10 protein-coding genes are annotated in these 13,551 nt (G+C 34.8%); 5 read left to right on the top strand and 5 right to left on the bottom strand.

Annotated features, from left to right (window positions below; all coding sequences use genetic code 11):
* Positions 1-189: 189 nt before the first annotated feature.
* Positions 190-3,402 (top strand): fibronectin type III domain-containing protein, encoded by a 3,213-nt coding sequence (locus tag BN2628_RS13895; RefSeq protein ID WP_055097792.1) that lies wholly within the window; start codon positions 190-192, stop codon positions 3,400-3,402.
* 191 nt (positions 3,403-3,593) lie between these two features.
* Here the strand turns inward: BN2628_RS13895 and BN2628_RS13890 are convergent, their stop codons facing one another.
* From BN2628_RS13890 to BN2628_RS13875, 4 genes are all read right to left on the bottom strand, one after another.
* Complete coding sequence (locus tag BN2628_RS13890; protein WP_021929673.1) at positions 3,594-4,532, bottom strand: ribose-phosphate pyrophosphokinase; 939 nt, start codon at positions 4,530-4,532, stop codon at positions 3,594-3,596.
* Positions 4,533-4,621: 89 nt separating this feature from the next.
* The gene (locus tag BN2628_RS13885; RefSeq protein WP_044228456.1) at positions 4,622-6,328 is read right to left on the bottom strand and encodes an alpha-amylase family glycosyl hydrolase; all 1,707 of its coding nucleotides are present in this window, start codon (positions 6,326-6,328) and stop codon (positions 4,622-4,624) included.
* Positions 6,329-6,384: 56 nt separating this feature from the next.
* Positions 6,385-7,206 carry a patatin-like phospholipase family protein gene (locus tag BN2628_RS13880; RefSeq protein WP_044228460.1) on the bottom strand — a complete coding sequence of 274 codons (822 nt, stop codon included), beginning with the start codon at positions 7,204-7,206 and terminating at the stop codon, positions 6,385-6,387.
* 114 nt (positions 7,207-7,320) lie between these two features.
* Positions 7,321-7,620, bottom strand: coding sequence for a Dabb family protein (locus tag BN2628_RS13875; protein ID WP_044228463.1), 300 nt, complete (start codon positions 7,618-7,620; stop codon positions 7,321-7,323).
* A 92-nt stretch (positions 7,621-7,712) separates the two neighbouring features.
* Between BN2628_RS13875 and udk the strand changes: the two genes are divergently transcribed.
* The 4 genes from udk (at position 7,713) to BN2628_RS13855 (ending at position 11,252) form a co-directional block, all read left to right on the top strand.
* Complete coding sequence (gene udk, locus BN2628_RS13870) at positions 7,713-8,324, top strand: uridine kinase (RefSeq protein WP_021929677.1); 612 nt, start codon at positions 7,713-7,715, stop codon at positions 8,322-8,324.
* Between the two features lie 16 nt (positions 8,325-8,340).
* Entirely contained in the window at positions 8,341-9,720 is a 1,380-nt protein-coding gene (locus BN2628_RS13865; protein WP_044228467.1) for an MltF family protein, read from the top strand.
* A gap of 21 nt (positions 9,721-9,741) precedes the next feature.
* Positions 9,742-10,611 carry an alpha/beta hydrolase gene (locus tag BN2628_RS13860; protein ID WP_044228470.1) on the top strand — a complete coding sequence of 290 codons (870 nt, stop codon included), beginning with the start codon at positions 9,742-9,744 and terminating at the stop codon, positions 10,609-10,611.
* Between the two features lie 92 nt (positions 10,612-10,703).
* Complete coding sequence (locus BN2628_RS13855; RefSeq protein ID WP_044228473.1) at positions 10,704-11,252, top strand: DUF3332 domain-containing protein; 549 nt, start codon at positions 10,704-10,706, stop codon at positions 11,250-11,252.
* A 78-nt stretch (positions 11,253-11,330) separates the two neighbouring features.
* On the opposite strand, the gene BN2628_RS13850 is transcribed toward BN2628_RS13855, so the two are convergent.
* Positions 11,331-13,520, bottom strand: coding sequence for a glutamine synthetase III family protein (locus BN2628_RS13850; protein ID WP_044228476.1), 2,190 nt, complete (start codon positions 13,518-13,520; stop codon positions 11,331-11,333).
* Positions 13,521-13,551: the final 31 nt, after the last annotated feature.

The following is a 13,551-nucleotide window of genomic DNA, read 5'->3' as shown; positions in this document are numbered from 1 at the left end:
ATCAAAAAAATGTTCCATTTTTAAGAATAAGTGTTCTACTTTTAATAAAATCGACTGATTATTAACACATAAGGAAATCAAACATATTTATTTTTTCGCCGAATTCTCAACCTACTTAAAAAATAAAGATATACATTTGTAACGAAATTTGATTTTTATATGTATTAAAAATATTATAAACTTTTCTATATGATTAAATTATTACATTTTTTAAAGAAATATCTTTTACTTGCTTTATGCCTATTTACAAGCAATACTATTGACGCTCAAGTAGATTTAGTAAATGAAACCTCCGAAAGTACAAGTAACAGGACTATAAATATTCCGACTGAAATCGGGGAACCAGGAATATTGACTTTTAGCCATAAAAGGCAAACCGCAGGTTTAGGCAATATCGAAATTAAAGAAATCTTGAATGACGGAACCATAAATACATTAGGTAAAGTATCACCTGGGACCTCATATCAAACACAATCTTATAATTTAAATCGTAATGCAAAACAAATTACATTTACACTGAGCGGAACATTAAAAAAATACACTAAAGATATAAAAGTAACATTAGCTTATTATATAGAGCAAGGTTCGCAATTATCAGAATTTTCCGTAGGAACACCGCAACAAGAACAAAATCTCATAATCAATTATTCTGGATTGACTAATAATCTATCGGTATCATCTGACAACGAATTATTTTCCGTTACAGCTAAAGAAGAAAGTATGCAAGGTATTGGTCACGGTAGATGGAATATTACCGTCCGCTATAACCCGACTACAGAAGGCAGTCATTCTGCAAATATAAAAATTACTGATGGAAATACAGAACTTTCAATTCCTGTAACCGGATCTTATACCATAGCTCACGTTGAGGGATTGACATCCGGAATCACCAACTGCTCTCAGATACCCATCAGTTGGGACAGCTTAGGAGAAAATGCAACATATCATATAACAGTACTCGATGCAAATAATACGGAAATCGCTCATATAGAAAATATTCCCGACACGAACTATATAATCTCGAATTTAGCACCGAATACAAATTATACAATACAAGTCAGTGCTGTAATCGATGGCAAACAAACAGAAGCAAGCACCACAACAGCCAATACACAAAATATACCTATATCGACCGATATAAAAACAGAATCTGTCGATTCATATAATTTCACAGCCTCATGGGAAGTTATAGAAGGAGCCAATGCTTATCTCATCGAAACTTACACATCTGACGGTACTCTAATAAAATCTCAAGAATTCGAAACGACATCTGGTACAATAACCGAATTATCCCCTTACACAAACTACACATACACTGTTAAAGGTATTGTAAAAGCAAATGGGAATCTTTTTATCGGAAAAGCGTCGCAAACTCAGACATTAAAAACCCATATCGGAATTGCCGAAATTTTACCTAACACGAATTCAGATATTTATCCTGATGGATTTATGGCAAAATGGAATGCGGTAAATGGTGCTATTAAATATACACTAAACATATATGAGATCGGTGTATCCGAACCGATTAAAACTTCAGAAATAGAAGTTGGGAAAGACTTCTATCAAATATATACAAATGGCTTGATAAAGGATAGAACATATAACTATACTGTCACAGCTTATGAAGAAAATGGTTTCACAACTGTAGCGACATCCCCAAATATTACCGTAGAGAATATTGATATTTACATAATGAATGAAAATACTGAATATAACAAAAGCACAGTTTTTACTCTTACGATAAATATCCCTATAGAGAATGGAGAACCGGAACTTCTAACCTATGAACATTCAAAAAGTTGGGGAGGAATACAAAACGTAAAAGTCGCCGAAATCCTAAAAGACGGAACAGAAAATTATCTAGGATCTCCAGAGCAGTCTACCGATTGGCAAACTGCGAATTTCCAACTAAGCAGAAACGCTGTAAAACTAAAATTCTATACAACGACCGGAGCAACGATGAATAAATATATACGTAATATAAAAATAACGTTGGCTCATTATATTTCTAATGATAATGCACCTCAAGTATTCACAACGAACTCTTCCGAGCCGGACATAATAGAACAAACAGTAAATATCAATTATTCAAATGTAACTAAACTTATCGATGTTGAGTTGATATCCGATGACAAATCATTCTCTATGGAGATCAATGAAGAAACCAAATTGAAATCCGCTTATGGCATACTTCCGGTATTCATTAAATACAATCCTGTCTCTTCAGGAAAACACTCTGCCACTTTACGAGCTACCGACGGAAATGATACAATAAATATCCCACTGACAGGATATCGATTAGATATCAATAATTTACAGAGTAATAAAACTTCATATACAACAATTCCTTTAAGCTGGGATGTTATTGATTTGTCGGACATCATATATTCCATAACAGCCTCGAACGAAGAAGAAGGAATCGTTGTACAACAAGACAGCATAGTAAATTCTCAATATATAATAACAGGATTAAAGCCTGGTACAGAATATAAGGTAGAGGTATCAGCTCAAATAGATAAAATAAAATCGAAAGCAGAAACATTAACAATCAAGACAATGGCTCTCGCCTCTCCAGAAATAACAACTGTCGAAAATATAACTACCTCATCTTTTGAAATTCGATGGTCTGCTGTAGAAGGAGTCGATAGTTATAGAGGAATAATTTATAATGAAGATGGTTCTATCAAGGAAAGTTTTAATGTAAAAAATGGTATGACAGAGAATGTCGAATTAAAACATCTTGTCGAATCGGGACTTCCCAACACGACTTATTATTATACACTCGAATCGGTTGTTGAAGATCCAGTAAGCAAAGATACTTTATATAGTGCACCTCTTTTATCGACGACTTTTAATACAGAAACTTTATATGCTCCTACAACAATTATAGCAAATAACATAACGAACAATTCATTCGAAGCAAGATGGTCTGGAGTAGATTTCGCTTACAAATATTTTATACAATTATACATCGAGAAATTAAACGAAGATAATATAATGACATTCATTCCATTCGGAGATCCTATTGAAATTTACGCATCTTCTGAAAACACAATGTACAGCGAGACTATTCGAAATCTAGAAGCAAATACTCAATACTATTTTACAGTAAGTGTCAATGACAAAGCGGGAAATGAAGCAATATCTGATAAAGAATCTTTTACAACAGACGAAATAACGACTAAAATCGAAAATTTCGGTTCCATAGAAACATCGATTTATGCAACAAACGGAGAAATTCTCGTAAATACGACAAAAGATTCAATTATCTATATATTTACTTTAGATGGAAAGCTGACGAATACGATAAAAGCTCAGAATGGGTTGAACCATATACCTACAACTTTACAATCAGCTATCGTACGTGTCGGTCAAAAACAAATAAAACTGATCATTCGATAAAAAACTCAACAAATGAAAAATGCGTGTTTGGACAATAATATCCAACACGCATTCTTTATAACCGAAAATATATATCTCATCTGAATCCCCATTACACAACAGATTACCGAATATATCAAATATGCAACAAATAAGAAGCCTCATACCATTTCGGCACGAGGCTTCTTAAAATTATAAATAATAAAATTCTTTTAAATAATGTATTGAGAGCTAATAGACTCATTCTCATACACTCTTCGAATAGTATCCGCAAATATGTCAGCGATGCTTATAATATGCACTTTAGAACACCCTTTACAATAAGGAATGCTGTCAGTAAATACCATCTCTGTCATATTAGAAGACTCTATGCGCTGAGTAGCAGGATCCGACATTACAGCATGACTCGCAATTGCCCGTACAGACAATGCCCCTTTTGAAATCATCAAATCAGCAGCTTTCGTAATAGTACCTGCCGTATCTACCATATCATCTATCAATATTACATTCTTGCCTTCGACATCTCCAATTACAGTCATACTTTCTACCTCATTAGCCTTGGCTCTTGACTTATGGCAAAGAACCAAAGGAACTCCGAAATATTTCGCATAAGAATTGGCACGTTTAGATCCACCGACATCCGGAGTAGCAATAACCATATTCTCTAAATTCAAAGAAGAAATATAAGGACCAAATACAGACGACGCATATAAATGATCTACTGGAACATTAAAAAATCCTTGAATCTGGTCGGCATGTAAATCCATCGTTATCAAGCGACTGATACCAGCAACACTCAATAAATCGGCAATCAGTTTAGCTGCAATAGATACACGCGGCTTATCTTTTCTATCTTGACGCGCCCAACCAAAATAAGGAACAACTGCGATTATCGATGCTGCAGAGGCTCTCTTCGCTGCATCAATCATCAATAAAAGCTCCATTAAATTATCGGAATTAGGAAATGTTGACTGTACCAAATAAACTTGGCATCCTCTGATCGATTCTTCAAAAGAAACACCAAATTCTCCATCAGCAAAGTGCTGGATCTTCATGTTTCCTAATTCACAACCCAAACTATTACATATCTTTTCAGCAAGATAACGGGAGTTGGTTCCCGAGAAAATCTTAAAGGGGAGTTTCTGGCTCATTGTGCTTTTAGAATAAATTCTATTGGTTAATTTTCTGCAAAGGTATAATTTCTATTTTAAATCAAAGAACTAAATGTCTATTTTATTTGTTATTCTTTATCTTCGTCAAAAACTACTTTCCATATAACTGCTCCATGAGCTTTTATAGAAGTAGTAAACAGACTGTCAGGAGAAATATTATATAACAACGTTTCTTTGCTCAACAAATCTGTACATTTCCACTCTCCTTGAGGGATTTTCATGACATCAAATGCATGTTGAGGAATTCTTATTCCTACCGAAACATCAAACTCGTCAAAATTGGAAACAATAATCAACATTTCTTGCCCATATTTTCTTAAAAACGCATATTGTCGATTTGCATTAAAAGCAGGATTATCTAAATTTACATACATTAAATCAAAAAATGTCCCAGAGGAAATCGCAGATTCCTTATTGCATAATGTAAGGACTTTCTTATATAAAGCTCTTAATTCCTTCTGCTCTTTAGTCAACAATGCAGTATTACAATTCCCGCCATTATACCAGTTTCGGACAGATTCAATACTCCAATAATCAAATATTGTCGTACGTCCATCATGGCCACTGAAGCCCTCAGCATCAGCCCCCGGCTCTCCCAGTTCTTGTCCAAAATAAATCATCATTGGATTTACATTCATCATTGACGCAACAACTAATGCTGGAAAAGCCCTAAAAGGATCTTGTGCAAATTGGCTTGATGCAATACGTTGCTCATCATGATTTTCAAGAAAATTAAGCATATGCGTATTTATACCGTCAAGAGACTGCCAACACCGTGTAATCTGAGATGCTGATGCATGCCCACAAATAATACTCCTTAATAAATCATACAATCCAACTTTATCATACAAATAATCAAATTTTCCATCAAAAATATAGTATCTATATTCATGAGGATTATATATTTCCGCTATAAACTTCACATCCGGATATTTAACTTTTACTTGAGGTATCACCCACCCCCAAAACTCGACCGGAACCATCTCCGCCATATCACATCTGAAACCGTCGATTTTTTTTGAACACCAAAATAATAATATATCCAGCATCTTATTCCAAGTATTAGGTATAGGATCAAAATACTTTTTCCGCCCATGCATATAGTCTACACCATAATTTAATTTTACAGTTTCATACCAATCATTTCGGTTAGGGTACGCTCCAAAACAATCATTCCCTGTAGCTTTAGCCGGATATTCAACATAAGCATTCTGTCCTTCTCCGAGATAAAACTGGGCAGATAACTCCTGACGAGGAATATAATAAAAATTATTATTAGGCTTAAAATGTACCTGTGTATCATCATTTTCACCCAAATCTGATACTCCGTCAGGTTTAGCGTCAGAATGATAACGACGAGCAACATGATTGGGAACAAAATCTATTATTACTTTTAAACCCGCATCATGAGTACGAGAAACCAAATCTTCAAATTCTCGCATTCGATCAGGAACATTTACCGCCAAGTCAGGGGCTATATCGTAATAATCCTTGATCGCATATGGAGAACCGGCTGCTCCTTTCACAACATATACATTATCTTTTTCTATGCCATATTTCGAATAATCGGTCTGAGTAGCATGTTCAATAACCCCAGTATACCAAATATAGTTACAGCCTAACAACCTGATTTCCCTTAATACTTTAGATGTGAAATCGGCAAATTTCCCTACTCCGTTTTCCTTTAGAGTTCCTCGTACTTTACAAGTTTTGTTCTGATTTCCAAACAATCGTGGCATTACCTGATAGATAATAACCTTATTTTGTTTCTTCATATATTATAAAATTCAAACACAAAATAGGACACTTCCTATTCCATTTTTATTAATCTTTATTTTCTCTCTCTAATAATTTCAAGACTACGTGACTCCCTTTTCAGCAAAAGTGCTTCTTTAGTATCTTGATATCCGTATCTTGCGATCTCCCTCAATTTATCAATATCAAAAATATTATATTGAATTATCTCGTTGGTCTGGATAAGGATGTCACATAGTTTAGAATCGATAATACTATTGCTCTTAAATATAAAGCTATAGGAACGCTCAGCTATATCAATAATGCTTTGCTTATACTCTTTCGCAACCAATGGATTGACATTTACCCCAATAATTACATCACAGGAACTTCTTATCGGTGTTACCGGGAAATTACGAAAAACTCCTCCATCAACATAATGAACTCCTTCTATATTAACTGGAGAAAATAATACAGGAATACTACATGATGCACAAATCACATCCAATAAAGGCCCAGAAGAAAATGAGACACTTCGACCATTATCTAAATCTGTTGTGGTAATGACTAAAGGTATTGACAAATCCTCAAAATTGGTTGACCGAAGTACTTTTTTCAAAAAATTTCTAAACTTTGTTATCTTAAAAAAAGACGATCTCGGAACGGTTATTTCCGCTAAATCGCTCACGCTCAATCGCCCAAACATATCAATAATTTCATCCGGAGTATAGCCATCAGCATACAACGCCCCAATTACAGAGCCTGCACTCACTCCAGAAATCACATCTGGACGTAATTCCATCTCTTCAAGCGCTTTTATGGCCCCAGCATGAGCAAATCCCCGAGCACCTCCTCCACTCAACGCAAGCCCCAGACGATAGGGTTTTACTGTAGACGGAATTTCATTATTCTCAATCATATATCTCTAGAGCTATTTTATTTTTACAGGCTCTAAGGTATAAAAAAAGTATGTAAAACAAATGGCAATAATCATAAAATAAACATGTTATTGCCATTTTATGCAAAAGTTATATCAAAAAGTATAATCGACACAAGAACGAGATTCCTTGACATCCTTTATTATCTGTGTTACAGCAATATGTTCTGGATGCACAGCATAAGCCTTCATATCATCCATACTATCAAATTCCGTTATTAAAGATATATCAAAAGACTCCTCTGGATTCTCATTAATTCCGACTTCAATATATCTTAAGACCGATATCTTCGATTTTAATGATTCCAAACCCGATTTAAAATTCTTCATAATCTCCATCTTTACTACGGGAGAGTCCATTTCTTTCAATTTAAATAAAACAATGTGTTTAACCATATGACAATCAAAATTTACTATATTTGTATATTAATTCGGATAAATTATCCGGATACAAAAATAACTATATTTTCATCTTTATCTTTAAATATATGTTGATAATTGGTATTGCAGGAGGGACCGGGTCAGGAAAAACAACCGTTGTACGTAAAGTAATTCAAAGTTTACCCGAAGGTGAAGTCACGGTTATTCCCCAAGATTCATACTATAAAGACAACAGCCACCTTCCTCTTGAACAACGACTGACTCTAAATTTTGACGAACCAGCAGCAATAGAATTTTCCCTCTTGGTAAAACACCTAAAAGAATTAAAAGCCGGACATACGGTAGAGCAACCCATCTATTCTTATCTTTCCTGTACTCGTTCCAATGAAACAATTACCATATATCCACGAGATGTCGTCATCGTTGAAGGTATTCTTATCTTATGCGATAAAGAACTAAGAAATATGATGGATATGAAAGTATTTGTAGATGCGGATGGAGACGATCGACTAATACGGGTTATAAACCGAGATATTATAGAACGAGGACGCACCGTCGAAAAAGTCATAGATAGATATGAAAAAGTCCTGAAACCTATGCATTTACAACATATAGAACCAACAAAGCGATATGCAGATTTAATAATACCTCAAGGTGGAAACAACCATGTTGCGATAGATATTCTTACCAACTTTATCGCACATAAACTAAACGGATAATATAATCATCGTCAACATGAGATATAAGCTTTTTTTTATATTAATTCTACTAATCCCATGGGTAAGTTGCAAACAAAAGAAAGCAGAAAAAGAAACTTTGAAAGATGATTTCGAACTGATAAAAGAACGAAAAGAATTAACAATACTTACCTTATATAGTTCTACATCTTATTTCTTATATAAAGGAGAAGAAATGGGATATGAATATGAATTAATCAAACAGTTTGCAGAAGATAACGGACTAAAGCTAAAAGTCATAGTTGCTGAAAATATTGGGAAACTGATAGAAATGCTTAAAGCCGGCAAGGGAGATATTATTGCTTATGACATACCTATTACAGGAGATTTAAAAAAAGAAATATTACATTGTGGACGAGAAGTCATCACACACCAAGTACTAGTACAACCTCAAAAAAAAGGATATAAACCTCTACGTAATGTGACAGAACTCATTGGTAAAGACATATATGTGGAAAAAGATTCTAAATACGAAAACCGAATAAATAACCTGAACAATGAACTAGGAGGAGGAATCAACATCCATTTAATGAATCGAGACACCCTTGTTACAGAAGACCTCATCGAAATGGTCGCTGTTGGAGACCTTCCTTATACTTTAGCTGATAATAACATAGCGAAGCTCAATAAAACATACTATAATAATATAGATATCAATCTTGTTGTCAGCTTCCCCCAACGGTCATCATGGGCTGTTCGTGTAGATTCTCCATCGTTGGCTAAAGCTATAAATCAGTGGGTAAGAAAAAATAATAATACCCCTCAATACAAAAATATACAGAAACGATATTTCGAACTTAGTAAAAATCCTCCGGCTCCAGCTATTTTATCTCTAAAAAAAGGCCAAATTTCAATATACGATAACTTATTTAAAAAATATGCAAAAGAAATAAACTGGGATTGGAGACTAATAGCATCACAAGCTTATAAAGAATCAAGATTTGATACCTCCGCCGTATCTTGGGCCGGAGCCAGAGGAATAATGCAAATTATGCCTCGAACCGCCCATCAACATGGAATGACCGGAAATATACAAAATCCGGAAACCAATATTGCAACAGCTGTAGATATTCTCAAAGGACTAAATAAAAGCTTTTCAAAAATACAACCTGAAGAAGAACGCATTAAATTTATTTTAGCAGCTTATAATTCTGGAATAGGCCATATCTTAGATGCCATGGCATTAGCTAAAAAATATGGAAAAGACCCTCATAAATGGGATAAAAACGTATCAGAATACATTTTATTAAAAAGTAATCCTGAATATTTTAATGATGAAGTTTGCCGCTTCGGATATTTCAGAGGAAGAGAAACTTTCAACTATGTACAAGAAGTCCTTTCTCACTATGAAACATATAAAAAGAAAATACCTCATTAATACCCAAAAAATATAAAAACTATGAAATGGATAACTATGTTAGCTGTACTAACCATCACCGGATCTATAACCGCCGGTAACCCCATCAACATCAAAGTTTGGCCTAACGGTCCCAAAGAAAACAATGGCATAACCGAAGAAGAAAGAAACATTAGCGAAGGTAGAATTGAAAACTGCAAAGTTGCTGAGATGTACATTTATCTCCCTGAGAAAAGTCAGAATACCGGAGCTGCTGTTCTTATTTGCCCAGGAGGCGGATATGCTTTAGAAGCAATTCAACACGAAGGGCACCAATTTGCAGAGATTTTAAGACAAAAAGGTATAGCGGGTATTGTTCTGAAATACCGACTCCCAAACGGACACTATAATATACCTTTGGCCGATGCACAAGAAGCTATGAAAATAATCCGTTCACATGCCTCAGAATGGGGAATAGATCCCCAAAAGATAGGTGTAAGCGGCTTTTCTGCCGGTGGGCATTTAGCGTCAACATTAGGTACCCACTTTGATCAACAATCCCGTCCCAATTTTATGATATTATTCTATCCTGTGATTTCTCTAACAGAAATGTACACTCACCAAGGTTCAAAAATTAATTTATTGGGAGATAAATCTGAAGATGTAAATCTAATTAAATATTTTTCTAACGACAAACAAGTTTCTGCCCAAACTCCTCCTACCCTCTTATTATTGAGCGACGATGACAAATCCGTACCTACTGTCAATAGTACTCTTTTCTATAATCAATTAAAAAAATACAGCATTCCGGCGAGCATTTATATATTTCCAAGTGGCGGCCACGGTTGGGGTTGCAACAAAAGTTTTAAATATTATAATGAGTGGCAAACATTAATGTTTGACTGGTTAAGTTCACAAAAATTAGTTCCCTAAAACATACAAAAAACATATTGTAACTATAATAATAAAATAAATTGAATATATTTGTATATAAGATTATTTAATTTTTAATTTAATAGAAAATTATGAAAAGACGAAAATTAACCATGTTTGCTGTAGTACTACTTAGTGGTAGTCTCTTATTTTCCTCTTGTATTGGATCCTTTGCCTTAACTTCCAAATTACACAGATGGAATAACAATGTAGGTAATAAATTTGTAAACGAACTTGTATTCTTAGCATTTTGCATCATCCCTGTATATGAAATTTCGTTAGTAGCAGATTATCTTGTCATTAATTCTATCGAGTTCTGGTCAGGCTCAAATCCTGTAGCAGAAAATGTTCAACATATCAAAGGAGAAAACTCAAACTTTCTAGTAAAATCTCACAAAAATGGATATACTATTACCAATGAAGACACAAATACTGCGGTAGAATTAGTATTCAATAAGAACGATAAATCATGGTCTGCTATAAGTAATGGGAAAAATATAAAACTCATGACTTTCATAGATGACAATCACGTAGATATGTACAATGCCAATGGCGAAGCTGTTACAATTGAGCTATCTAAAGCCGGAATATTAACATACCAAGACATCATCAATCACAATACTTTATTCGCTTGTAAATAATAGAAATATCATCTATCAAATAAAAATCCTGTGAAGAGATAATCACAGGATTTTTATTTATCAAACGCCATCATCATTTCATCGTACGAACAGCAATTCCCGATATTTAGGTAATGGCCACATCTGATTATCTACCATCAACTCCAATTTATCTATATGATAACGAATCTCATCTATTTTAGGAGCTACCATATCATGATAAGCTATTGCTTTTTCTCGTTCATTCTCTATTTTATTTGCTAACTTGCGAGCATCAACCATCGCTTTTACCTTTTCTTGAATTTCAGACGAATGGTATGATATTTTTCGTATAATATCGATATCTTTAGCTGAAATTTTTGCAGCCTCATCTTCAGAAAATACAGTTTTTATCTTACATACCGTATCTAATAAAAGAGATTGATAACGAGTCGCCACAGGCAATATGTGATTCAATGCTAAATCACCCATTACACGAGCCTCTATTTGGATTTTTTTTGTATATGTTTCCCATTTCACCTCATTTCGTGCCGCTAATTCAACAGCATTCATCACACCTACAGAAGAAAACATCTCCACTGATGAGGGACGCATATATGCATCAAAAATAAGCGGAATGCTCGTTTCACAATCTAACCCTCTTTTGCAAGCTTCTTCTTTCCACTCCTCACTATACCCGTTACCATCAAAACGTATCGGCTTAGATTCCTTAATATACTCACGAATGACACTTACAATGGCTTTCTCTTTTTCCTGTCCTGAAGCTATTTTTTCATCAACAGATAATTTAAACTGTTTCAACTGAAAAGCAACTGCTGAATTAAGAGCAATCATTGCTGAAGCACAGTTAGCAGAAGAGCCTACAGCTCGAAACTCGAAACGATTCCCTGTAAATGCAAATGGAGATGTTCGGTTACGATCTGTATTATCCATCAATAACTCCGGTATCTGAGAAATATTCAGCTTGACCCCCATCTTATCACCGAATGAGATAATTGCATCTTCTGAGCTATTTTCCAAATCATCAAGAACCTTAGACATTTGAGAACCTAAAAAAATAGATATGATAGCAGGTGGAGCCTCATTAGCACCCAAGCGATGAGCATTAGTTGCCGAAGATATACTAGCCTTTAACAATCCATTATGTTTATATACGGCCATCATCACATTTACTAAAAAAGTAACAAATTGCAAATTTCCTTGAGGTGTTTTTGCCGGTGCCATTAAAGGAACTCCCATATTTGTTCCCAATGACCAATTATTATGTTTTCCAGAACCATTTACACCTTTAAAGGGTTTTTCATGCAACAAAACGCGAAAACCATGGCGACGCGCAACTCTTCTCATTAACTCCATAATTACTTGATTATGGTCGTTTGCCAAATTACACTCCTCATAAATAGGAGCCAACTCAAATTGATTCGGAGCCACTTCATTATGTCGGGTTTTAACCGGAATACCCAATTTAAGAGCTTCAATCTCAAGCTCCTGCATAAAGGCTGTAACCCGGATAGGTATCGCTCCGAAATAATGGTCTTCCAATTGCTGATTTTTAGAACTCTCATGCCCCATCAAAGTTCGACCAGTCAACAATAAGTCCGGTCGTGCAGCATATAAACCTTCATCTACCAGAAAATATTCTTGCTCCCAACCTAAATAAGGAATCACTTTTTTCACATTCGGATCAAAATAATGACAAACATCCAACGCCGCTTTCCCTACAGCATCAATAGACTTCAATAATGGAGCCTTATAGTCTAAGGATTCTCCCGTATATGAAATAAAAATTGTAGGTATACATAATGTATCACCCACTATAAATGCAGGAGAAGAAGGATCCCACGCACTATATCCTCGGGCCTCAAATGTATTACGAATACCTCCATTAGGGAAACTCGAAGCATCACCTTCTTGCTGTATCAATAACTTTCCCGAAAACTCTTCCACCATACCGCCTTTTCCATCATGTTCTACAAAAGCGTCATGTTTTTCTGCTGTACCATCAGTCAAAGGATGAAACCAATGTGTATAATGGGTAACTCCCATTTCAATAGCCCATTGTTTCATTCCTGCTGCTACAGTATCAGCAATTTCCCGATTCAGAGGTTTTCCATTATCTATCGCATCTACTAAAGAATTATATGTATCTCGAGGCAAATAGCGCAACATCTTCTCTCGATTAAATACATATTTGGCAAAATAATCTGATGGACGCTCTTCTGGACGTTCTACATAAACTGCCTTTTTTTTGAAAGCCTCCTCTACAACTCTAAAACGTAAAGATGACATAAGTTTTTGTTGTTTGTTGTTTCTGTTTCGT

The sequence above is a fragment of the Gabonia massiliensis genome (assembly GCF_001403595.1).
Taxonomy (GTDB): domain Bacteria; phylum Bacteroidota; class Bacteroidia; order Bacteroidales; family Coprobacteraceae; genus Coprobacter; species Coprobacter secundus.
Note: the sequence above shows the minus strand (reverse complement) of the source record. Positions and strands in the feature narration are given on the sequence as shown.

Excerpts from the sequence above, each read along its gene's own strand:
- BN2628_RS13895 (WP_055097792.1), top strand. The coding sequence starts at position 190 with ATGATTAAATTATTACATTTTTTAAAGAAATATCTTTTACTTGCTTTA.
- BN2628_RS13890 (WP_021929673.1), bottom strand. The coding sequence starts at position 4,532 with ATGAGCCAGAAACTCCCCTTTAAGATTTTCTCGGGAACCAACTCCCGT.
- BN2628_RS13885 (WP_044228456.1), bottom strand. The coding sequence starts at position 6,328 with ATGAAGAAACAAAATAAGGTTATTATCTATCAGGTAATGCCACGATTG.
- BN2628_RS13880 (WP_044228460.1), bottom strand. The coding sequence starts at position 7,206 with ATGATTGAGAATAATGAAATTCCGTCTACAGTAAAACCCTATCGTCTG.
- BN2628_RS13875 (WP_044228463.1), bottom strand. The coding sequence starts at position 7,620 with ATGGTTAAACACATTGTTTTATTTAAATTGAAAGAAATGGACTCTCCC.
- udk (WP_021929677.1), top strand. The coding sequence starts at position 7,713 with ATGTTGATAATTGGTATTGCAGGAGGGACCGGGTCAGGAAAAACAACC.
- BN2628_RS13865 (WP_044228467.1), top strand. The coding sequence starts at position 8,341 with ATGAGATATAAGCTTTTTTTTATATTAATTCTACTAATCCCATGGGTA.
- BN2628_RS13860 (WP_044228470.1), top strand. The coding sequence starts at position 9,742 with ATGAAATGGATAACTATGTTAGCTGTACTAACCATCACCGGATCTATA.
- BN2628_RS13855 (WP_044228473.1), top strand. The coding sequence starts at position 10,704 with ATGAAAAGACGAAAATTAACCATGTTTGCTGTAGTACTACTTAGTGGT.
- BN2628_RS13850 (WP_044228476.1), bottom strand. The coding sequence starts at position 13,520 with ATGTCATCTTTACGTTTTAGAGTTGTAGAGGAGGCTTTCAAAAAAAAG.